Genomic DNA, 24,271 nt, shown 5'->3' with positions numbered 1-24,271 from the left:
AGAAATCTTTGCAGTCTTCTTATTTTCTTTTAATCAGTTTAAATCTATTACTAGGTTTAGTTTTATGTATGCTAACACAATCACATTCAAATCCCCAATAAGTTTTAAACTTTCTATTAAGTAAAATCCAGTTACCCATCTTTTCATCTTTCACAAATATCACTGGACATGGAGAAATAAGTATAGTATTAGGATCGAAATTAATCTCTATTCCTTTACTAGATATTATTGGCAATTTTTGTGTTTTATATAGTAACCCTTGCTTTATCTGTTCTTCTTTCAATGAATCATAAGTCATTACATAGTAACCCAGACCTTTCATTCCGTAAAATCCCGCATTACCTTGTACCCTATTTGCATTACTAAATAAAGAACTGCCCTCATATAACATTTCAGCAACATTCTCGGGAATAGTTATCATAATAGGAACAGAATCTACCCCCAATTTATCAGCTTTAACTCTCGCCAATCTCATTGAAGTGAAACTGGAATTCAATACATCATCTACATTTATAGTAAAAGGCCTCGTAATACTCATGCCTTCATATACCGTTCTTTTTATAATATAATCTTTACTATTAAGATATGTTTGTTGACAATTATCGACAATATTCCACTTATAAAAAGAATCATAAATCACAAGAGTAAAATGTACGAATAAACATATTGCTATACCATAAAACCATCTAACATAACCAGAATTGTAGAAAGCGTATATTAATCTTCCTAAAACTATAATACTGAATGCTTCTATAGCAACAGCTGATCTACCTCCCTGACCTGCAAATATAGGAATAGCAAACGATGAAAATAACATTAACAGAATTAAAATATTTCTCTTCAAGAAAAAATAGCCTCATTTTTATGTTTGAACCGAAATATGACCCATACTCCCCAAAATAAATAAAAAACTTCAAACTTTTACATAAGGCAATTACCCTTCTTATAATAGCCATAAAATTCAAAGCTTCTATTCCCGATTCACTCCCAACGCGGTTAAAGTTACCAGGAGAAGCAAATACAATTAAAGACGCCACACAAAACCCTACTAAAGCAAATAATAGATTTTTATTTAATAGATTTCGATTAAAAGCATAAAATACTAATAGAGAAAAAGACATTGGTATCACAAACATTTCATGTTGCAAACCTAAAAAAATGAAGAAAACAATATTAATATATTTATTTCTGTCGTCATCCGCGTCTTTTTATTTTGTAAATACTGCAAGATCACCAAAAAGCCTAATGACATAGCCATAGACCATAAATAATTTGCAGAACCTGCTCCCCAAAAAGAATAGACTACCATTTTCAAGCATAATTACATAAAATCCACATAATACTATCGCTATAGGGCATACAGAGCTACAGTTAAATTTGGGAACTACAAGTTTAATCATCAAACACAACGATATTGTAAACACAATTGTATTCAAAATATTAAATATTACATCCCCTATAAGCGTTGGAAAAGCCATCATTAACAAATTGCAAAAGAAACGACCATTCAAATTATGCCAGCTAACAAAAGTTGATTTTAATAAATCTGTTACATTTGTGATCAACCTATCATTATACATAGAATATATCACAGCATAATCATCACCATAAAAAGGCACAATAATATTCATCACATAAAACATAAGGATGAATATTAACAGTATGACATAATCAATTTTCTTCATCCGTATCTTTTTTTTATAAAGTATCTCACTAGCAAGAAATTTATTGGTACACAAATAATAAACACCGGAAAGGGCGCCCATTGCTCAGATATCCCCAAGACAAGAAACAAGTTTAAACAGCCTATCTGTATCAGATAGTTAACCAGATGACTAAATGCAAAACCAATAGTTCGTTTTGTATTTAGTTTTACTTTAAATGTAAAATATACGGTTAATAAATAGTTCACAATAATACTTACTATATACCCAACAGTATAGGATAAGTTATGTCCACATACGGATAGTAACAAATAATACACTAAATACAATATAAAAAGAGCAACCCCTCCTACTATTCCAAACTTCACAAATTCAAATAGTTTAGGATTTCGCTTTTACCAGACTAGTTATCAATCTCATACATTCAAAGATTTTACATATTCAAGAACTCGGACTACATCTTCTATACTATCTTTGTTCCCCATCTCTATAGACACAAAATGCTGATAATTGATATCCTTCAATAAAGCAAAAAGTTGCTTATGCATATCACGCCGTTCGATAATATTCAAATTTGGTTCGCTAATATGAATGTGATTTATAACTTCTGCGACTTGTCTCAAATATCCAATATCTTCTTTATTATATATGATTGTGCCTAAATCAACATTTAGTTTTACTCCTTCCGAGGATACTTTATAAATCAATTCAACAGCTTGTTCAGTAGTATTTATAAAACGGGTATTATATATGAGAGGATTGGCTTCTATCGCAACAATAGTATTATGTTTTATTGCATAATCACCCAGTTCTTTAAAAAAATCAATAGCTATTGACATATTACCCGTTATATTATCGGTATCTCTATTACGAGGACATCCAAAAACAATATTCTTACATCCTATTGATTCTGCAAATAAAATGGCCTTTTTAGTATAATTGACTAATATTTTTCTTTCATTTTCTGTTTCAAATATTTTCTCTTGGCGACCATACCAAATAGATTGTATGGAAGATATTTTAAGTCCATATTCATTTTTTAATTCAGTTGCCCAGTGTTTCGCTTCTGCTCTATGCGAATACGGATGTTCCATAAAAATACGTGTCGGGGCAATTTCAAGACCCTGATAACCATAGGATCTAAGTATTTCATACATAAAAAAGATCATTGTTACCCCTCCATGCTATATTTGAAATTGATAATCTCATAGTAATTGTGACAAGACAAATTGTTTGATTTCATCAAGGCAAGTTTTTTTACCCAAAAGATAACCATTGGTACCTCCCAACTCTATATCATGAATAGTTTTAAAATCATAATGAGCAATTGGCTTATCCAATTCATTTACAAACTTTTCACCTTCATATACATATTCATAAATTTCCGCAGCCGTAATCGGTTCTACCGCAATATTCAGTACATTAATGTTAATGGCCAACGCTTTTTCTATGACTGACCAAAGATGCGAAAGACAATAATACTGATATATCCCTCGACTATCTGTAAAAGATAATGCAGTAAAACCTAGATTTTTAAATTCTCTCTTCAGTTTAGAAAGTATAATTTTATCTTTTACAGAACATTTCAAAAAGCCATTACCTTGCATACTATATGAAGATGCTATGAGTTTAGACTTTTTAGAAAGCTCTTCATATTTATCTTCTTTCAACATTGTAGGAATAATATGGATCATGTCAAAAAGAAAGTTTTTCTTTAAATTGATACCATAAATCCCGGAAGGCGTACTATCAATGAATCAGGATAGTTATGTTCAACCCATTCCTCCAAAATCCTACGATTGCAACCATAAGGTGTAGATAATTCTTTGTTTATAGGAGTGGATTCATCAACGCCATAAGTTTTATTATACACTGCTATAGTTGAAATTAACACAATCCTTTTAGGAGCTATACGTCGAATATTCTCTATTGCTTCCTCAATTGTAGCCAAATCCTCATTAGCAAAATTATTAGCAAGAAACATTTCAGCCCTTACTCCAGAATATATCAATAAATCGGGATGAGTACCAAAAGCATTCTCTATATTTCTACTATTATAACAAGCATCAAACTGGTGAGAAACGCAGAGATTACTTCCTACGAAACCTGTATATCCTACTATTACTTTTGCCATTTCATTATCTACCTAAATTTAACCTACCTTTTTTATAATCTCCCATAGAAAACAACCTTTCATTCATACAATAAATCAAGATAAATGTATATCTAAAAAACATAGCCTTTAACTTCAAATTACTTTCCCTAATTCTCGATTATACCAATTATTGGATATTACTTTATAAGAATATCCTCTAATTATTCCTTTAAGTGGTAATTCCAATGCTAGACTAAACTGTCCCGATAGGAAAGGTTTTAATCCTTCAATAGTTTCGCGACTAAATAATTTAAATCCATTAGTAACATCATTATACTTAAACCCAAATAGTAAACGAATACAATGATTTACAACACGATTTAGCCATAACTTATTTTTAGGATAGTTTACCACTTTCGACTTCTTTGTCCATCGAGAACCAAAAACCATATCACATTTTTCTCTTTCCATGACACGAAAGTATTTCACCAAATCCTTTGGCTCGTCAGATAAATCCGCCATCACAATTGCTACACAATCACCTATAAAATTATTCAATCCCTTTTGACAAGCATATCCATAACCATTTGGAGCAATATTTGTTAGATATCGTAGTGTAGGAATTTCTTCTTTCATTTTTTTAAGAACTGCCAATGTTTTATCTTGAGAGTTATCATTTATGACTAGTATCTCATGGTCAATATGTTCTGCAGTCAGCTCTCGATAAAAAGATTTCACTGTATTTTCAATATTTCCTTCCTCATTATAGGCTGGTATTACAACTGATAGCATCTTCATATTTACTGCAATTTTTGAATAGACTCAAATAAAAAATCTTTCTTTCTGAAATTTAACTTGACAATTACCTGAAGATACTTTATCACCATAGCGAGAATTATAAAAAAGCCCACCAAAACCCAAAGAATTGAAAATAACCGTAGTAGTCCAACCTTCAACAGGATTCTCTGTCAATTTATAAGCTAATGCATAAATAGCAATTCCAACAGACAATAACAACATAATAATAGCTAAACCAATTGTAACACGATAAGCTACATCCGTAAAAAGTATTAATGAATCAATAGCAACTGATTTACTATCCTTACGCGGTTTACGTGATATTTTAGAAATTGGCTTATATTCTAGTACATCAATAGCTAGTCCACTATTAGCATAAGCAGCTTTACGGAAAGGTATACTTTGAGTTATAGAATGAATACGATTAATTGCTCTACGAGACAGAATACGAAACGACTCCATGCCGATCTTATATTGCAAATGAGCATACCTATTAAACAATTTATAAAAGATTCGTGATACTAACCGTGGTTTTCCTTCAACTTTGGCACTCACAATATCATAACCAGCTAACGAATGTTGGTATACTTTCATCAACATAGACCAATCGTAATCAAGATTCATTGAGTCAAACTCAAAAACAAAGTCACCGATAGAAAGAGCTACGCCAGCATTCATTGATGCTTCAAGTCCTTGAAAATAACTCATATTTAGTAAGCTAATTACTACTCTCTCTTTATTATAAGTAGTATATTGTTTTATTATATCAGAACTATTATCGGTAGAACAATCATTGACAATTATAATTTCGAATTTCAAAAATATCTCCGACAGTGTTTTATGTAAATTTTCTATAAACTCTTTTATTATACAAGCATCATTATAACAATATACAACGGCTGAAATGAAGTTCTTTTCCTTATATTTTTTTTCCATAAACTTCTATATTATTGATTACTTAAAACATTATCCAGATCATACACAGTATTGATCTTGCCAGACAAAACACTAACAAATGTTGGTTCATTTGAAAACTGACGTATCACAGTAGGGCGTGAATCATCAATCTCAGAAGCCAACAATATAGGTTTCATTGAATACAATGTATGATTGAATTCAAAATTTAAATCATCTCGCATATATTTTCGTGCCAAACTACTCATGTATGGCCATGCTGATTCAGGCTTAACAGGGCAATTATTACAATTTCCTAATTGCATAGGTGAACAAAAACCATCACTACGTTCCTGACAATCAAATCTTGGCAATGATTCCTTACAAGTAACATGAGGGGTAAATGTAACAGCAGTAAGTGAATGATAACCAGTCTTACCAAAAGGCATAATAGAAAAGAATGGACCATCCATCACTGTTAATCCTATTTTTTTAAGTTTATCATTTACATCACATAATATAATCTCACACAACTCATATTTAATTTTGAACATCTCGAAACCAAGCATTTTTTGAATTTGGTTCACAGACGCATAAGTTGCATTCAACACAAATGAAGAACTTACTTTTTTATCACCAGAGATTGTTAAATGATATTCATCGCCATTATTCTCGATTCTTTTTATCTGTTGAGAATACTTTATCTCAATATTGGGATAATTATCGATTTGCTCTAAATACCATCTACATAATATTTTTGCATCATATGTATACTCTTCCGTCAAAAATGCACCATCACAACAGCCTTCTTTAAAATATTGACGTACAGAAATTTCATCACAGCGTATTTTTGAAGCCTCACAAAATTTCCTAAATTCATTAGCATCACTCCAGGAAAAGTCAGAACTTGTAGCATAAATTTGATCAAATTTATTCAGAATACAAAAACCATAATCTTCATTAAAACGCTTAAAATAACCGGCTGATTTTATAGCCGTCGAAAAAGATCGAGGATAGTGATATCCCATGTGTACACGTGCCTGATTAATATATGTAGCACGTTTAAAGGGAATATCTTCATATTCTAAAACCAACACTTTCTCTCCTCTTCTTCCACAAAAGAGTGCTGAATATAAACCATAAAGCCCAGCCCCAATTATGATTTTATCATATTGCTGTTTCATATATAGAAGTATTTTATATCTATTGCTACTATTTATCTTTAAGCATTTTTTCAAAAAAACGAGTTGTTGTCTTTCTTTCCATATCATATACCCGCTCTACATATTGCCAATCAATAATATTATCAAGAGGTGAAAAATCATCAAATTGACAAATAGCACGAGCTTTCAGACCAGTGAGAGTAAGTAAATCATAGATTCGCCCTCCAAACTGCTTGGCAGGTATAACACTAATAAAGTCTTTTTGAAAATTTGTACTAAACGCAGTTACATGAAAGGAGTCTGTAACCACTAACGAAGCATAATAGATGGCAGATAAAAGTATATCTATGGTCGGTATCAATAATGGATATCCTTGTTTACGAATTTCATCGTAACGGTAACACACACGAACAATTTTAAGCTGGCAACGATATGCGATTTCTTTAAGATAATCATCCATACCCTCCTCTTTATGCAGTTGATAAACTAGAAGATATTTCTGTTTCACTGGACGACTATGAACAAATTTTTTCCAATATTTACTTGATAACAATAATGTAGGATCAAGTATTCGATGAACCTGCTTTAAACCCAAGCTATGACATATATTCACTCCACTACTTTCTCTGCAGGTAATATAATCATATCGATTAAGCAATCGACGTACTTCATCTATTTCCCAATCATCGAGTAGTTCTTTTCCAAATGATGACGAAAACGATATACGTTTCTTACCTTCAGGAACAAAATCTAGAAAAAAATGTGGCAAAGTACCACTATTTAACGTACTATTCCAGACTTGATCACTACCTGTACAATAGATATCAGCTTGAGGTGTATGGTCATAAAAATCAGCATTAGTAATATATTCTCTCTTCGAGATATTAAGATTTCTAGTACAGAATATTCCGAACATTCTTTTCCAATGAATTACCGTAGGTAGTAAAACTAATGATTTCAGAATTGATTTCCAAAATGGGTCATCTTTACAAGTATAACATAAATAATTACCTATACTACGAAAATCATTACGTTTGTAGTTTATAAACTCTACTGTATAACCTAGCTGTTCAAAAAAATACTGGGTAGCAAGCGCTTGTAAAACACTACCATAATTCCAAACGCCATGTAAAGTAATAACTTCAATCTTCATATTTTTTTCATCCTATTTACTATATAACTATATAGCTTTGATGGGTGTTTAAGTATATTCATCAAATTATTTAATTTCAATGGTAGTTTAATCGCAGAAGCTACATCATTAATCGTTGCATTTTCATCCATAAGCACAGCCATTGCCTTATTATAAATATAGCCTCTTTGAGGACAAGTCTTCATTTGTCCTTCTGTTACAATTTCTAACGGGTGTTCAACCAGTGTACAATTACACCATTTCAACAATTCATCTCCTTTACTAGTAAAAGTTAAAACAGCACTTACGCCTTCTTCATTTTGAGAATATGTTTTTCCCCAAAGATCACCAATACGAATATCAGCTGAAGACTGTAAGTCTTTATATTTACAATCAGTGTAGCAAGCTTTACCCAGACATGCATCACTCAAAAATAAACGATAAAAGTTATCACCTTGTGACAACCGAGAATAAAAAAAATGCTCTCTTTTATATTTTAAAACATCATTATTACCCCCAATTGGCATTTTTTATTAAACTCACTCTCTATAGCCATAGCCCATGAATCATGCCACCCCGTCCTTTTGTTGCGCCAAGATACATAAGTTAATTTACCAATCTTTTTTTCTACGTCAGTTATATACTTTCGCCACATCAGCATAGATGGAACACCATGACAAAAAAAGTCCATTAGTAGAAAATTATCCTCCATATGAAATTTACGAATATAACGACGAAATGAATCTATTTGACATGGTGTACCTGTAACAAGATATTTCTGTTTGCGATTAATAGAGCTAAATCCATTGATTGTATAGCTCTGTATATATTTACTACCTATAGAAGGTCGTAATTCATCAATAGTAGTAGCAATATAGTGTTCAGCACGAGCAAGCTCAGTATTATAACGCACTCCGCAAACATGATAACCTTTACCAATTAAAGTACGCCCTAATTCAAAACCAATCCCCCACTACTACACTCACTACGTATTATAGAATCATTACTCCATGCAGCATAAGATTTTGGTGTTCTACATTGTAAACTCAACTCTTTATGAGTGTAAGCACATACTTCACAACAAAGTCCACAATCTAAACAATCAGTAATATCAGTAATATTAGGCTCATAAAACCCCTCGTTATTCAATTCAATATTAATAATTCTTTTAGGACAGGCTATAGCACAAAGGCCACAGCCATAACAATTTCTTATATATTGTATATTCATAATATTACTTTCATTCATTATGTAAACAATGAACTAGCAATCTCTTTAACAGCACCCAAGTATTTACAAATAAATTAACAGTTTTATTCCTTCTCCTAATATTCCAGCTTTCAGTCCCCAAGCTTTTTGAACTAATTCCTCCTATTGTAAAAATAGCAAAGTCAATATCAACATATTTAAATATATATGGTTTCAAATATGCTCTAACCAATATATCATAATCAGCACATAAATTATACCGCTCATCAAATCCTTTTAGATCTTCTATTACTTTTCTTCGCATAATAACAGCTTGATGGCTTGTATTGTTTTTCCTAAGAAATGAGGGGTTACTATGAGATTTTATGATTTCTACTTTTCCTTGAGAGTTTGTCAAATAATTGCCATAAATAACATCACAATCTTCTATCTGTTTTTCAAAAATACTTTTAAAAGTATTAGGCAAAAGTTCATCATCAGCACCTAAATAATAAACCCATTCACCTTTAGCCATTCGCCACCCTTTGTTAAAAGCATCATATACCCCTCCATCTGGTTCAGATACCCAACGATAACGTGAATCTTTTTCTGAAAAATATTTAACAACTTCAATTGTGCCATCCTTTGACGCCCCATCAACTATAATACATTCCCAATCTAGAAAATTTTGGTTCTGTACGCTATTCAATGCGACATGCAACGTTTTTACTGCATTATATGTTGCAATAATAATTGAAACTTTCTTCATTATTATAAAAAGAATTAATGCCTATATAATAATAGATATTTAATAAAATAAATCTAGCTATTTACCACTATTCAAATGAATAGATACATAAAAATCAAATACCTTACACAGTGAAACTAAAGTTACACCGCATAAAAACTATTTTCTTTGTTTATTCTATTTCAACCAAATGCCTCTTGCTTTACGATTAATAATTTTCGATATTTGTATTTTTCCAATTAAAGCTTGTATACCAAATGTAATCGTTGGTACAATCAAAATACCTTCTATACCATACCTATGACAAAACAAATTCATCAATGGAACAGATACAATAGCAACAGATACATAAACTATCAGTTGAAGCCGAACTTTACTTGTCCCATTAATAAGATACATATACACATTACCTCCCGTCTGAAACAAAACATAAACGGCTATACAACAAGACAAAGATAAAGGAATACATACCGAATCACCAATCCACAATCGATATAAAAAGCTTGAGCATAAGATCATTATGCATAGAATAGGAATACACAATAACCACATACATTCCAACTTCTTCAATGCTCTACGCATCCATTCATAGTCCTTTTTACGTAAGCGTCCGTAAAAGCAGACCAAAAAGGAGTCAGAATAATCGTAGCCACCATATTAAGCACATTAAAGTACTTGTAAGCTATGTTATATTGGGTAACTGCATCAGGTCCCTCCACTCTTGATAGTATAATATTAATAAACTGAAAGATAAATAACATCGATATCATTATGACGAAGAATTGTCCTCCAAGCCCTAAAATATTCTTAGTCAGAGAAATCCGGACACAATGAATAGAGGGAGCTATAGAACGATATTTTCTCATATTAAACATTACTATAGAAAATATAATCAACAACACACAAGGAACTCCTGCAAAAGTTACAGCTAAAGCACTTAAACTTCCAGAAGTCATTTTCGTCAAAATATAAACACCGAGAAAAGCAAAAGCCTGCCCCCTGTCTGTACAAGCGCAGCCAATGCCGGCTTCTGATCTGCCATCAACATTGTTGTAAAAACACTTGCTACAATATTCAAACAAAAGAAACAAGCTAATAACCCAAAAACAATATGTAGTTCATTATTATAAACTGGAGCTATATTCAAAATACTACTCCAATTCAAAAAAATTGTTCACTATCAAAACTATCAATAATATAAAAGAAAACAATAAGAACAATACAATATATGTCGTACTGATATATTCTTTTGCTAATTTTATATCTCCTTTTGCCTTTGATTCAGCAAAACGATTACGAAATCCATGTGCAAAGCCTAAATCAAAATAAGATAACCAAGCAATAATAGAACTTAATGTCAGCCAAATTCCATATTTTGTTGGGTTGATATAATCAATAGTTAATGGTACGACTTGCAATGAAATCAAAATGCTAATACACTTCAACACCAATGCTCCTGCAATATTTTTTTTACAGTAATACTGCGTGTACATCCATTAGTAAAACTGGAATACAATTTTAATTTTATTAAGTGCATTTTCATTTATAAATTCCTCTAAAATCTCTCCCTTAGTTATTTAAACATCTCATTTTATGCTTTAAAGAAGATAGTAAACATATATTTACTATTTTAAAGCTACTCGATCGTTTTTATTTTTCATTAATATGCATTCTTTTCTCCAACAATCACATTTGCTATAGTCTTATAAATAATATATAAGTCAAGCAACATTGTCCAATGCTCCATATACCAGATATCAGCCTTAACACGTTCCTCCATCTGTGAAAGTTCCCTCGTTTCACCACGAAAACCATGCGTTTGAGCCCAACCGGTTACTCCAGGTTTTATAAAATGTCGCACCATATATTTATCAATCAACCGGGCATAAATCTCCGTATGAGCCAACATGTGAGGACGGGGACCTACTATCGACATATCACCCTTAAAGACATTGATAAACTGAGGAAGTTCGTCAATATTAGAACAGCGAAGGAAGTTCCCAAAACGAGTTTTACGGGGATCATCAGCCGTAGCCTGTTTACTGTCAGCTTCATCATTCACTTTCATGGATCGAAATTTGTAACACACAAAATCCACACCATTCAAACCTGTACGCATTTGCTTAAAGAATACAGGACCGGGAGAAGTTAATTTTATAATACTTCCTACTATAAGATAGATAAAAGGAAAAATAGTAACTAAAAAAAGACTGGAGAAAACAACATCAAATATCCGTTTCAATATACGGTTCTCCATCTTACTCAAAGGCTCATAACGCAGATTCAAGATAGGCATATTACCAACCATACTGTGCCAGATACGACGAGGAAAACCTTTACATACATTAGGAACACCATGAAAATAAAGAAGATGGTTCTCACAGTGATTCATAATAGAAAAATTATAACGCCCCTCCTCCATCGACAAAGAACAAAAAACATGCTTGATGCTTGGGTGTGCAGACATAAAATCTGAAAAAGCGTCAGGATTACCTAAATAAGAACATTGCGAAGAGAGGGTGTCATTCGGTTTAATATCAAAATAGCCTACGACTTCATATAGAGAAGACGCCAGAGAATTCTCCATCTCCTCATACAAAACCTGCATATTATTGCCTCCTCCTATAAAAACAGCATAACGCCTATGCTTGCCCTTAGCACAATAAACTATCAGGAAATGACGGATAATAATACGATAAATACTTAAAATGACAAAGAGGAAAGAGAAATAAGCGACAAAGAAAAGAGGAGAATAGATAGAGATTCCACTAAAAGTCATGATACATGCCCAAAAGATGGAAAAAGCAACAATATTCTTCAATACACGCAACACAAGTTGGTCAGGACGAATTCCCCGACTGTCCCAAACCCTTCCACGGGAGCCCGAACAGGCCAGATAACAGAGACTTAGCGAAGTCATCATCCATGAAACCCTACAAGAAAAAGGTAAAGAGACAAATACTTCTTCCCAAAAGAAAAGGAGAAAGAACAATACCAAATTCAGAATGATCAGATCTCCCAGAACTGCTACAAATTCTATAAATTTATTGATTTGACTGGTGGTTGATACCATATCATATTAAAGATTGATTTTAGGCACATACTTCTTTGAACTTATTCAGAAGATTTTTTTCCGAATAAATTCCATAATACAACAAAACAAACTGATAGGAAAACAAAAGCTAAAACATATAACTTCCTACTAGTTCCTGAAGGATATAATGGCACTACCGCAGGCTCTACAACTGCAAATACAGGCTTTTCCTCCTGAACTTTGGCTCTAGCGATCTGAAGCTGACTGGCAACCTGACTATATACCTGATAAGCAAGACTCACATCATTTTGTAAACGTTCCTGTTCAGTACGAACACTCTGCAAAATGATATTATCATGAGAATCCATATAATCGGCGTATTTTTTCTGTGCTTCATAATATTCCTGCTGACGTTCTTTAAACAATTTCTCCAGATAGAGACAATCCTCTTTTGCCTTGAAAGTACGATAGTCTATTATGTATTCCTGCAATTTCTTCACTACAGAATCGGCTACGACTGCAGCAACTTTAGGATCCTGAAAAGTTGCAGTTACGGAAGTCATAGATGTTTTCTTATCTACAGAAGCAGTTATCATTTTCTTTAGAATTTCAATCTTCATAGACTCCATCTTAGATAATTCAATTGTACCCTGATTCGCTTTACCGAAAGATGTAATTTCATCTTCCTCAGTAAACAAGGAATTTACTCCACCAATTACCATTCCAGGAAACCCGATTACATAGCTCCACCAAGGAGAAGACTCTTCATCTAAATAAGTTTCCAATGTCATAACTTCATTTTTCGATACAGGTATTTTCATTGTGAAAAGTTCCAATAAGAAAGGAGTGGAAGATACAATATCAGCAGATAAGGAAGCATTCAATGCATCAGTACCATCTCCCATAGAAACGTCACTTCCTAAAAAAGAGGCTGCTAAACCAGATAGACCACCACCTTTAGCACTTCCCATCTCTGGAGAAAGAGTCACTTCAACCGTGTACTGTTTAGGAATACTGATTGCTATAATAACGCCAATTACCAAACCAATGCCAGCAGCTTTATAAATTTTCTCACGAATGCTTATAACCTTACGAAGAAGATCCATCAGATCGATTTCAATCTCCTCATCATTGTGAATATTCTGTTGTTGTTTTATTTCTTTTTCAGACGCATGTTCCATCAGAGTAGCCATAAAAGGGATTCGTTATTTCTTTATTAAGTTAGCAATAGAGGCAACCATCATTCCCAAAGTACTGAAGGTAGTAGCATAACCTAAGATATTTCCAATATTAGTTTTCTTCTTAGCTTTACTAGGCACAATTATCTCACAACCTGGTTCAATCTGTTTCTTACCACTACCTTTAACCTTCGTTACCTGACCATTCATATAAACGATGAATTTCTTACTCTTCTTTGCATTTTCAGAATAACCACCAGCTTGATTCAGGTAATAATCTATATTCTCCCCCTCTATATATGAAACTGTATTCGGAACCATTACGGCACCATTAATTGTAACCGTATTATTGTTTTTCGGAATAGAAATTACATCACCTTCACGCAAGACAATATCTGCTGTACTTCCAGGATTCGCTAATGCTTTTTCCAAGTCAATACCAACACTAAAGGTATCTTCCACACGAACACCCAAAGAGTCCATCATAGCTTCACCCAATTGTCTGCTCATCAAGCGGATCACATCACCCATGCGTTTCTTTTCACTTGCATTGGCCACACGAGTCAGTTTTGCACCACGTAAGTAGGCATAAGTCGTTGCACCTCCCGCTTTATTGATTAAGTCAGAAAGACGTTCTTCACGACTAGTCATAGCATAAGAGCCTCCGAACAGAATTTCACCTTCAACAACCACATTCTGTTGAGCCTGATAACCCGGACTACGACGTACATAAACTTCATCATAAGGTTGAAGGACAAAGCCGGGAGTGCCATCCACAATAAAGCCTTCTTTCAGGGAGAATGTATATATCTGGCCGATAGTATCGTTATCTACTGTACTACGAGGATTCTTAATTCTACGGGATACATCTACACGGACTACAGAAGCGGCTTCACGTAATCCACCTGCTTGAATGATCAAGTCTTCAAGGGTCATATTATCTGCATAAGGATAAGAATCCGGTTTGGCTACCTCACCATGGATTACAACGTTGCCTCTGTCTTCCAGGTCATGAATACTCGGAATATAAAGGATGTCATTTTTCATCAGGATGATATTTTGAGAAGTACCGTCCATGATGGCTTTGATGTCTACCGGAACAACTTCGGTAGTCAGGTCTTCACGCTGACGGTAGAGAACAGCACGGTTTAAGAAGGCATCACCAGTCAGGCCTTGAGCTTCGTTTACCAGTTCACGGACTGTATTCAGTTTTCCATTCAGCTGGTAGATGCCGGGACGATAAACGGCTCCACGGATTTCAAGTTTATTGATGGAAGCGGTTAAGGATGGCTTCGGCGGTCACAACATCACCGTTTCGCATTTTATAGACACTATAGTCAAGGTCTTTGACCGTGTTTACTTCATATTCCTGTCCGTTCTGGCGTACGACGCGTAAGGAACGGGTGTAGGCGTCGGCTTCAAAGCCACCGGCATAGCTGATAAGAGTGGATAGACTCTCATCCTTTTTCATTTCGAAACGCATTGGGCGTTTCACTTTTCCGTCGATCTTAACCAATACGTCATAGGCGGGGACAATCACTACATCGCCTTCCTGAAGGCGGATGTCATCCTGAATGTTTCCTTTCATGATAAATTGGTAGACGTCGATCGTAGCGATATTTTTGCCGTTACGTACCAGCTGCACATTGCGAAGGCTTCCTATGTCACTGACTCCACCCGCGCGGTAAAGCGCATGGAAGACTGTGGCAAAAGAAGAGAGGGAGTAAGTGCCCGGTTGGACAACCTCACCCATTACATTGATCTGGATAGTACGTATGCTACCCAAAGTCAGACGGATGTCAGAGGTGGGATCATTCGTATTATTAAGACCATTATATATCTTGTTTAATGTCTTTTTGAGATAGTCGTTGGCTTCAGCAATGGTTAGTCCGTTCAGGTTGACAGGACCTATTTTCTGAATGTTGATCGTGCCGTCAGGAGAAATACGCTGACGGATAGTGTTCTGGCTGGCTCCCCAGATGTCGATAATCACTTCATCACCGGGACCCAGACGATAGCTTAAGGGAGTGGCGATGTTGACGCTGGGTTCAAAAGTCAGATTACGGGTGTTGAAGATGTTTCGTCCGAAAACCTGGTTGCCACGTGCGAGGTCTTGAGTGCTTGGGTGGTCTTCCAGCATATCGGAAGTATTTTCTTTCATTTCCTCACGCAGGCGTGATTCATTGACATCGGTACCTGTTGCATTGGAAGCATTGACATTGTTTTGCTGCTCATATAGTTGCTTCACACGCGTTGCCTGCTCTTTGGTCACGCCTTTGCGTGCCAGTTCGGAGGCTAGTTGCTTTTGTTCTTTACCCTGGCGGATGCCGTCCTTGACATATTCAAGAACTTGAGAGTCGCTCATGTTTTGAGCCAGCAAGGGAGAACAAACTCCCAGTATCAAAAATAGAAAAAAAGTACGAAAAAGCGTTTGTATTTTCATCGATCAATTCAAATTAGAAAAATTAGCCCACATGAATGTCTGCAGATTCAACATAACCAATAGGCATATCTACACAGGCACAGCCAAGCATATTCAACCGAACTGCAATTTTACTTTTACCATCAACACTGACCAATTCACCAACCAGTCCAGTCAAAGGTCCTTTCACAACACGAACTTTTTCGCCACGTGCCAAAGGAGAGCTATTCATACAAATAGCTTCTTCTGAATAATCAAGCATAAAACGGAAACGAGCCATCTGTTCATCAGGAATCACTGCCGGAGTACTTTCTCCACGCATCACCATATAACGGCTCACTGTAGAAAAGCTTAGAACTTCTTTACGTTCAGATGGATCAGCATGAACAAATACCATCATTGGAAGAAGAACAGATTCAACCATCTTACGACGGTCGCTCCATTGATGAATTTCCTGCTGAACGGGAACAAAAGAATCAATTCCCATCTTAGATAAACGCTCGGCAACTTTCTTCTCGTGATGCATTCGAACGAGTGCTACATACCAGCGTTTTGAGTGTGCTACGCCTTCCCCTGTCCCACTACTAGGCCCGGCATTTACTGATTTCGGTTTTGTTAAAATCATACTTTTTTACCCCATGTTATTCCGTTACTTCTTAGGTAACAGACAATATATACACGAAACGCATACTACAGTGAGAATAGAAATCACACACATGACAAAGGCGTATAAAATGGAAAAGCCTAATATTCAATAGGAAAACTATTGAATTAGGCAATGAAAAAGTATAGAGCATGGAAATAAGATTATTTCATGTTCAGACAATTTTTTGCTCTATGTTTTAGATAAAACGAAAAAAAGTGGAAGAATATTTGCTTACTATTCGTGTTTTTGCCTATCTTTGCGTCAAATTTAAGTTCTGTTACCTAAGAAGTAACACACATATTTTACTTCTGATTATCAATATTTTATATATCTACCATCTGTCTACACAACAGTTCCTCACGTAAGATAAATTCCCTTTATTTACCTCTGTACGTTCTTTAAGCCCGAAGCCTTTTAAATAGATTTGTGTGGTTTTTATAGATTTGTGTCCCAATGATTCACTAATCATTTCAATCGATACTCCCCGATACTTCGCGGTCGTTGCCCAAGAATGGCGAAGTGTGTAAGAAGTGACAGGAGACTTCAAACGTAAAGCTCTCGCTAAGTCTTTTAAACGGTTGTTGAATCGACGAAGGGCAGACTGGTATTCCCGATAAGCCCTTTCATCCGTCCGTTTCTTATCACTACTAAGAATATCAAACAAATAATCCGGAGAATCAGGATGAGAATCCTGATTACTACGAAGCCGGTTAATCATTTCCTTTGCAGTATCAAGTATTTCCACACTCATCGGAGTTTTAGTCTTGATACGGTTATACCGTAACACATTCTGATCTAAAGCTGATTTCTCCAGATGAGCTAAATCCGCGAATGACATTCCACAGAATTGAAACATCAGGGCAGCAATAGCCTGCGTTCGACGCAAACGCTCCGATTTGGGATCCTCATACAGAAGTCTACGTAATTCACCGATAGGCAAAGCTTTCTTTTGGCGAACATCTACTCCCGTATAAACATCATGAAACAACCGAGGCACATAAGGTGCACTACCCGCTTCTACTCCCCGGTTATAAATACTACGAAGCATACGCATATACGTAGAAATCGTATTAGGCTTCAAACCACACTCATAAAGATACTGCCCGTAACGTCGTAAACGTTCGCGGGTGACCTGTCGGAACGACACATGGGACGTGCCACAAAATTTGCTAAAAGAGAAAATAGCATTCTTATAGACATGCGCTGTAGAATGCCTCCCTTCCTTCCGCAAACGACCGATGTAGAACTCTGCACATCGGCTAAATCCATTTTTGTTCATCATTTGCATCACTAGTTATTTTATATATATACCATTTGGCAAGCGGCAAAAAAACAAATCTTTTTGCATACCTGGCACACGCTTACCAAATGTAGACTTATTTTTTCAGCATTATTAACTTTGTTAAAATTAGCAAATTATGGCTAGTAAAAAAACAACTCACAGAGAGTCTAAAACACAAGTAGAAAACGGTGCTCAAAACCTGAAAAAAGAGGGAAGAGCACATCAGAAAGGGGAAATCATCAGAAGAGTCAAACGGGAACAGTTGGAAGAGGAAAAAAGACAGGCGAAAGAGAAAGTATCAAGCACCAGGAAAGTATATCATTGCTGCGCTGACGAATAAACGGTAAGAGAATTAAAAAATATCCGGATGCCCACAAAAGGACACCCGGATATCACTCTCTTTTTACCTTCTGACTAATTACCTTTCTGAATAGTTTGCCAGATTGTAACATACCGGCTTAGTGCTATTACCTACACGGTAGATACCGAACTTGAAGTAATAACCATCATCGTCGTTACGTCCAATCATGATTTTTTCATTGTCTACAATGTGTTTACTAACCTTTTTCCCCTTTTCCTGATAGTCCATCTGCACATCGAGCATGCCCGGTTTTACAATCGTTTCCGCCTCTTTGCCATAAACTGTCCAGTCAATATGAATGCGGAATGTAATCCAGCAGTCTTTCGGAAAATCGGCATAAGGCATTTTGTAAGCAATGGTCGATGCTTTATAGTCTGATGTTACAGGTTTCATAATCGGTGTTTTTTCGGGATTTGCGTTGCAACGGTCGTCTTTATCCGTCAGCCACTTACGGTCGGAATTTGCTTTGATATAGAACCATCCACCGGAGAACCCGAACGCCAATGGAGGATAGCCTCCTTGTTCCACGAGCCATCCGTTAGCCTTTCCGGCCTGATATACAGGATTTCCTTGCTTGTCTTTTAACGGGTTACCTTGTTTATCCAGCTTGGCAACTTTCTCGTGCCCTTCATTCTTTTTGAAAATCGTAGTCTTTTCCAGTTCAACGAACTCGTCAATCGTCAGTTTTTTCACTTCACCCTGTGGAGTCTGTACCAATGTACGATCCGGCATTCCATGCCATTGAGCAAAAATTGTCGAGACATCGCTACCCAATGAAGAAGGAATATATACGGAAAACTCATAGTCGCGGGAAGATCCTTGCGGACAAATGCCTTTCCCATGATGATATACGGTTTTAGTGATCTGCGCTTTCTGATAAACATCGGCAGGCAGACCTTTGAAATCATCGGAAGTTGCATAACAATAAGAGAATTCCGCACGCCCTTTTGTTTCCCCTTTGGCATATCCTGACAGGGTGTTATCATCTTCCTTCAATTCAAAACGATAAGAAGGCTTACCATTGAACAGACGTGTAAAGTCGCGTTGAATTGCATGAGACTTTTTAGTCCCTACTGCTACCCAGCAATCGTCTATAATTTGATTGACGCGTGCCGAATCCGCCTGCACATTTACCCGTTCGGTAAGCGGAACCAATGTTTGTGTATCTTTGGTTTGAGCGGTCAGTGCCGTACATCCTACTGCTACCACACAGATAGCAAAAATGTTTTTCTTCATTCTATTCGGTATTAAGTTTGTTGACGGTGCAAAAATACGAAAGGCAACCCCATCGGCTGCCTTTCTTTTGTCTCAAATGTTTTCACATTTGTGCAATTTTACTGTCAACACCCGCCTACAAGCCTAATTGGGCGCTTCGTCGTTATAATCTTCTTCAAGCATATCCACTTTCTGTATACTCATTTTTCCATCAGCGGTGACCGTTATGGAAAGCGGCATATATAAATCTGTCTGCGGATAACAAACACTCGCAGCGTAGACAATTCCCTGCGGAGTAGTCTTGTCATATACAATGCCTTCCAATACGGACTTAGACAGGAAGTTCGCATCGACTACCGATGAAAAATCATTCTTGGTAAAGGTCTTGTTCAACACGGTTTCGTTACCACGCGTCAGGTGCAACACTATTTTATTGTCGACATAGGTATCTCCCATCTCGTTTGTCACATGGGGCAGATTTTCATCCGGAGTACGCGAAACGAGGGAATGATAATCTTTTCCCTTAAACTTAAAGTCGGTTTCGCTCTTAGACGTCTGCATACGCTGCAATCCGTGAGCATCCACACTATCCATCATTGCCAGTGTCGACTTATTATCTGAAGATCCTTTTTTACCGCCACATGCACTCACAGCCACTGCCAACGGCAATAAAAGCCAATAAATTAGTTTTCTCATATGTAAGTTTTCTGTTTATAAATAAATAGCAAAGGAACAAAAAGAGCGGGATATTTACAAGTGTAACCGACATTTTTCCTACATTTGCAAGAAAGAAGGAATACTTTTACAACAATTACAGATTTAAAAACCTGCAAACCTAACACCATGCGCGAACGAATTACAACAATTCTTTTTCTCATCCTTGTCTACTGTACCAGTGGCAATGTATATGGGCAAAAAGTAAATTATCAGCAATTCGACAACATCTATCTCGGGACTGAAGCTTCGGTGATCAGTTGCTTCCTGCAAGATAGCGAGGGACTGATATGGGTGGGTTCCAACAAGGGGTTATTCAGTTATGACGGTTATTCCACACAACAGCATTTCACGTATGGAGAACGCACTAACACACGTATCTACTGTGGTATTATAGCAGACAATACTTATTTATATCTGGGAACAGATAACGGGATTCTTATTTACAACTATCGAACAGACCAATATGAGCAACCGGATACTGATTTTCCAACGGATGTCCGTACCATGGTGCTTCAGGGAGATACGTTGTGGATAGGTTCGTTGAACGGATTATATACTTATCAGTTAAAAAGCCGTCAACTGAATCACTTCGATAGCAAACAGAGTGGGTTGTCTCATAACACCATCTATTCCATCATTCAGACAAAGGACAATCAAATTTATATAGGTACTTACAACGGACTATGCCGCTATGTACAGGCAAGTGGAAAATTTGAAAACATCCTTTTGCCTGTTAACCGGGGAGGCAGCAATTTGTTTGTCAATTCTCTGTTGGAAGACACCACCCGACAATGTATCTGGATTGGGATGGAAGGTTATCTCTTCCAATATAATCCCACTACAGGAGAGATGAAGGCGATAGAGGTGTTTCATAACAACTCCATCAAATCACTGGCGCTGGACGGAGATGAAAATTTACTTGCAGGCACGGACAACGGACTTTATGTATACCAGAATGACAAAGAACCTTTGCAGCATATCATTCACGATTCACGCAATATCCAGTCATTAACCAACAATATTATCTGGAACATATTCTCGGATCAGGAACATAATATCTGGCTGGGAACAGATTATGGCATTTCCCTGTCACGCTATAACAGTGCGCTGCAATTTGTACCAATTTCTCAAATCACAGGTACGGGAGACGGGAATCAGTTCTATTCCCTGTTCCGGGATTCCAAAGGATTCTATTGGTTCGGAGGTACAAACGGAGTGATCCGGTTCACCCATCCTGCAGGCAATAAACACGATGCTATCTGGTATAGAATGGGGGATAAAAACCATCCGTTATCCCACAACCGGATACGGCACATCTACGAGGATAGAGAACAGCAGTTATGGATAGCCACAGACGGAAGTATCAACCGCTATGACTATAATACCCATCAATTTGTACACTACAACATCGTAGACAGTACAGGAACTTATAATACCAACTGGGCTTATTACCTGTTTGAAGATACTGACGGGAAACTTTGGATCGCCACCTGTCTCGGAGGTATCTTTGTTGTGGACAAACATAAACTGATACAATCTGCCGGAAAATCGTATGTGGCCGATCAAAATTATTCCATTCATAATGGGCTGTCGGGGATGTTCATTAATCAGATTGTCCCTGATGCGGAAGGTAATGTATGGGTATTGTTATACAACAGCAAAGGGATAGACAAAATCAATGCCCGTACGCGACAAGTGACAAAGCTGTTTGCCGATGAATTAAGTGGCGAGAAGAGCCCGAACTACCTTTTACGGGATGAAGACGGCATGCTTTGGGTAGGATTTCACGGAGGAGTGATGCGTATCAATCCCAAAGACTCGAGTCAGCAAAGTATCTCTTTCGGCAATTTCAGCAATAACGAGATTCTGTCTATGACCTCTGTAAAAGAACACATCTGGGTTTCCACCACTAACGGACTTTGGATCATCGACCGGAGAACAATGGATGCCCGCCAGCAAAGCCTGACGGATAAACGTTTCACCAGTCTCATGTTTGATCCGGAAGATGGAAATATCTATCTGGGGGGTGCAGATGGGTTCGGCATATCCCGTCCCGAAATACAAGCCATGAGTCAGCCGGAACACTCCATTTTACTGACCGCTTTATATATCAACAATCAACTGATGTCTCCGCATACCGGAAAGAATATTCCCAACATCCGCTATACAGATGCTATCGAACTGAAATACGACCAGAACAACCTGGCTTTCGAACTTTCAGACCTCCCCTACTCACTGGAAGAAAAGCATGAATTCGTCTACCGGCTGGAAGGTATGGACAAAGAATGGAATTTCCTGCAATCCAACACGAATCGCATTACATACAGTAATCTGGGCTATGGGGATTATCAGCTAGTAATCAGTAAAGTAGAAAAGAGCGGTTCTCCTTCCGAGCATCCCTATATCCTGAATATAAAAATTCTCCCTCCATGGTATTACACACTTTGGGCAAAGATAGTCTACATTCTTTTATTCTTGAGCCTCATTGCCTGGGTTATCAATTTCTTCCGTGTCAAGAATCGTCTGAAAATGGAACGGATGGAAAAAGAGAAGATTCTGGAGCAATCACGCCAGAAAATGGCTTTCTTTACCAATTTGTCAAATGAATTAAAGACACCGCTTAGCCGGATTATCGCTCCTGTCAGTCAATTGCTCCCCGTTGCAGAAGAAGTGCATGAGAAACAGACACTGGAGGAGGTGCAGCGTAATGCAATGAAAATAAACTCATTGATTCATCAGGTATTAAACTTCAACCGGATAGAGGATAATAAAGATTCGCTGCTGATTTTGTCGCGCATCGAACTTGTGTCATTCAGCCATAGCCTGTTTTCTGTCTATGAGGAAAACAAACGGATCACATTCCATTTCGAAACGAATAAAGCCAAGATTTATGCTGATATGGATGCCATCAAACTTGGAGTGATTTTAGATAATCTGCTTTCAAATGCCGTCAAATTCACCCCGGATGGCGGAAGCGTCCGTCTGTCTCTTTTCTATCGTGAAGAAACGGAATTGTTGGATATTTGTGTTTCAGATACAGGAACCGGAATCCCGCAACAAGATATTCCCTATATCTTCCAGCGTTTTTTCCAGTCTCCACATTCCGGCAATAAGGAAGGTACGGGTATCGGACTTTATCTGGTCAAGACTTACACGGAACTTCATGGCGGTCACATCAACGGAGTCACCTCGAACGAAGGAAAAGGAACTTCCATTGGCCTGAATATCCCTGTCATCGCCGTAGAGAAAGAAGAGATTCCGGCGACACAGGTGAAAAAGCAGTTGGAATCGTTGCCTGTTCTTAAACCAATCGAAGCAGAATCTCAAGATGAGAAATTTCTGTCAAACATTATCCGCCTGATTGAGGACCATCTTTCTGAATCGGAATTGAATGTAAATGCACTTTGTGAATTATCCGGTATCAGCAATAAGCAGATTTATCGGAAAATCAAACAGCTGACCGGAATGTCTCCAGTGGAATACATCAAATCGATCCGGATGAAAAAGGCGGCCATGTTGTTGCAACAAAAGAAATTTACCGTTGCCGAAGTGATGTACATGGTAGGCTTTTCCAATCACTCTTACTTCTCCAAATGTTTTCAGGCAGAATTCGGAAAAACGCCACGCCAGTACCTTAATGAAGACCTGTAGAGGCATTTTGGGACATTTCGTCCTATTTTTATCCTTATATGTCCAATCTGTGCTTTTATTGAAATGACCAATAAATTACTTTT

General features: G+C 36.6%; 22 protein-coding genes and 3 pseudogenes. 2 read left to right on the top strand and 23 right to left on the bottom strand.

The annotated features are described in order from the left end of the window. Positions 1–19 precede the first annotated feature (19 nt). The 21 genes and pseudogenes from NXX38_RS14720 to NXX38_RS14625 all read right to left on the bottom strand — a co-directional run bounded on the left by NXX38_RS14720 (position 20) and on the right by NXX38_RS14625 (position 18,244). On the bottom strand, positions 20–844 hold the full coding sequence (locus NXX38_RS14720) for a hypothetical protein (RefSeq protein WP_258979946.1): 825 nt from the start codon (positions 842–844) through the stop codon (positions 20–22). Positions 845–1,150: 306 nt separating this feature from the next. Beyond that, the gene (locus NXX38_RS26925; protein ID WP_409013815.1) at positions 1,151–1,252 is read right to left on the bottom strand and encodes a hypothetical protein; all 102 of its coding nucleotides are present in this window, start codon (positions 1,250–1,252) and stop codon (positions 1,151–1,153) included. Beyond that, entirely contained in the window at positions 1,209–1,685 is a 477-nt protein-coding gene (locus NXX38_RS14715) for a DUF6056 family protein (RefSeq protein WP_258979944.1), read from the bottom strand. The genes NXX38_RS26925 and NXX38_RS14715 overlap by 44 nt, the downstream gene beginning before the upstream one ends. After that, positions 1,682–2,032, bottom strand: a complete 351-nt coding sequence (locus tag NXX38_RS14710; RefSeq protein WP_409013808.1) for a GtrA family protein — start codon at positions 2,030–2,032, stop codon at positions 1,682–1,684. Before NXX38_RS14710 ends, NXX38_RS14715 begins: the two co-directional genes overlap by 4 nt. Positions 2,033–2,080: 48 nt before the next feature. Continuing rightward, positions 2,081–2,821 carry a sugar phosphate isomerase/epimerase gene (locus NXX38_RS14705; protein ID WP_258979942.1) on the bottom strand — a complete coding sequence of 247 codons (741 nt, stop codon included), beginning with the start codon at positions 2,819–2,821 and terminating at the stop codon, positions 2,081–2,083. A 48-nt stretch (positions 2,822–2,869) separates the two neighbouring features. Next, a complete protein-coding gene (locus NXX38_RS14700) occupies positions 2,870–3,337 on the bottom strand; it encodes a hypothetical protein (RefSeq protein WP_258979940.1) in 468 nt (155 codons plus the stop codon). 41 nt (positions 3,338–3,378) lie between these two features. Next, positions 3,379–3,798 carry an NAD-dependent epimerase/dehydratase family protein gene (locus NXX38_RS14695; protein WP_258979938.1) on the bottom strand — a complete coding sequence of 140 codons (420 nt, stop codon included), beginning with the start codon at positions 3,796–3,798 and terminating at the stop codon, positions 3,379–3,381. Positions 3,799–3,912: 114 nt separating this feature from the next. Further along, positions 3,913–4,557 (bottom strand): glycosyltransferase family 2 protein, encoded by a 645-nt coding sequence (locus NXX38_RS14690; RefSeq protein ID WP_258979936.1) that lies wholly within the window; start codon positions 4,555–4,557, stop codon positions 3,913–3,915. 24 nt (positions 4,558–4,581) lie between these two features. Beyond that, a complete protein-coding gene (locus NXX38_RS14685; protein WP_258979934.1) occupies positions 4,582–5,493 on the bottom strand; it encodes a glycosyltransferase in 912 nt (303 codons plus the stop codon). A gap of 11 nt (positions 5,494–5,504) precedes the next feature. After that, entirely contained in the window at positions 5,505–6,635 is a 1,131-nt protein-coding gene (locus NXX38_RS14680) for an FAD-dependent oxidoreductase (RefSeq protein ID WP_148365884.1), read from the bottom strand. Positions 6,636–6,663: 28 nt separating this feature from the next. Continuing rightward, entirely contained in the window at positions 6,664–7,767 is a 1,104-nt protein-coding gene (locus NXX38_RS14675; RefSeq protein WP_258979932.1) for a polysaccharide pyruvyl transferase family protein, read from the bottom strand. After that, positions 7,764–8,273 (bottom strand): Coenzyme F420 hydrogenase/dehydrogenase, beta subunit C-terminal domain, encoded by a 510-nt coding sequence (locus tag NXX38_RS14670; protein WP_258979930.1) that lies wholly within the window; start codon positions 8,271–8,273, stop codon positions 7,764–7,766. Before NXX38_RS14670 ends, NXX38_RS14675 begins: the two co-directional genes overlap by 4 nt. Next, on the bottom strand, positions 8,243–8,659 hold the full coding sequence (locus tag NXX38_RS14665) for a Coenzyme F420 hydrogenase/dehydrogenase, beta subunit C-terminal domain (RefSeq protein ID WP_258979928.1): 417 nt from the start codon (positions 8,657–8,659) through the stop codon (positions 8,243–8,245). The genes NXX38_RS14670 and NXX38_RS14665 overlap by 31 nt, the downstream gene beginning before the upstream one ends. Before the next feature lie 38 nt (positions 8,660–8,697). After that, positions 8,698–8,976, bottom strand: a complete 279-nt coding sequence (locus NXX38_RS14660; RefSeq protein WP_258981956.1) for a 4Fe-4S dicluster domain-containing protein — start codon at positions 8,974–8,976, stop codon at positions 8,698–8,700. Between the two features lie 10 nt (positions 8,977–8,986). Continuing rightward, on the bottom strand, positions 8,987–9,703 hold the full coding sequence (locus NXX38_RS14655) for a glycosyltransferase family 2 protein (RefSeq protein WP_148365880.1): 717 nt from the start codon (positions 9,701–9,703) through the stop codon (positions 8,987–8,989). A gap of 156 nt (positions 9,704–9,859) precedes the next feature. After that, positions 9,860–11,225, bottom strand: a pseudogene (locus NXX38_RS14650) (lipopolysaccharide biosynthesis protein). Between the two features lie 117 nt (positions 11,226–11,342). Further along, the gene (locus NXX38_RS14645; protein ID WP_148365876.1) at positions 11,343–12,755 is read right to left on the bottom strand and encodes an undecaprenyl-phosphate glucose phosphotransferase; all 1,413 of its coding nucleotides are present in this window, start codon (positions 12,753–12,755) and stop codon (positions 11,343–11,345) included. Positions 12,756–12,774: 19 nt separating this feature from the next. Then, positions 12,775–13,909: pseudogene (locus NXX38_RS14640) on the bottom strand (chain-length determining protein). A gap of 12 nt (positions 13,910–13,921) precedes the next feature. Further along, positions 13,922–16,337 (bottom strand): annotated as a pseudogene (locus tag NXX38_RS14635) (SLBB domain-containing protein). A 22-nt stretch (positions 16,338–16,359) separates the two neighbouring features. Then, positions 16,360–16,941 (bottom strand): UpxY family transcription antiterminator, encoded by a 582-nt coding sequence (locus tag NXX38_RS14630; protein WP_032846245.1) that lies wholly within the window; start codon positions 16,939–16,941, stop codon positions 16,360–16,362. Positions 16,942–17,293: 352 nt separating this feature from the next. Further along, a complete protein-coding gene (locus NXX38_RS14625; protein WP_297284972.1) occupies positions 17,294–18,244 on the bottom strand; it encodes a tyrosine-type DNA invertase cluster 3b in 951 nt (316 codons plus the stop codon). A 136-nt stretch (positions 18,245–18,380) separates the two neighbouring features. On the opposite strand from NXX38_RS14625, the gene NXX38_RS14620 reads away from it, so the two are divergent. After that, a complete protein-coding gene (locus NXX38_RS14620; RefSeq protein WP_195650180.1) occupies positions 18,381–18,584 on the top strand; it encodes a hypothetical protein in 204 nt (67 codons plus the stop codon). A gap of 78 nt (positions 18,585–18,662) precedes the next feature. On the opposite strand, the gene NXX38_RS14615 is transcribed toward NXX38_RS14620, so the two are convergent. Continuing rightward, entirely contained in the window at positions 18,663–19,841 is a 1,179-nt protein-coding gene (locus NXX38_RS14615; protein WP_258979919.1) for a polysaccharide lyase, read from the bottom strand. 123 nt (positions 19,842–19,964) lie between these two features. Then, on the bottom strand, positions 19,965–20,516 hold the full coding sequence (locus NXX38_RS14610) for a DUF4738 domain-containing protein (RefSeq protein WP_234133290.1): 552 nt from the start codon (positions 20,514–20,516) through the stop codon (positions 19,965–19,967). Between the two features lie 147 nt (positions 20,517–20,663). Here NXX38_RS14610 and NXX38_RS14605 point away from each other — a divergent pair, with 147 nt between their 5' ends. Then, a complete protein-coding gene (locus NXX38_RS14605; RefSeq protein ID WP_258979918.1) occupies positions 20,664–24,188 on the top strand; it encodes a two-component regulator propeller domain-containing protein in 3,525 nt (1,174 codons plus the stop codon). The last annotated feature ends 83 nt before the right edge of the window (positions 24,189–24,271 follow it).

This window comes from Bacteroides sp. BFG-637, assembly GCF_024793605.1.
GTDB classification, from domain to species: Bacteria; Bacteroidota; Bacteroidia; order Bacteroidales; family Bacteroidaceae; genus Bacteroides; species Bacteroides vicugnae.
The sequence above is the reverse complement of the archived record's forward strand: the minus strand, read 5'-3'. Positions and strand labels throughout refer to the sequence as shown.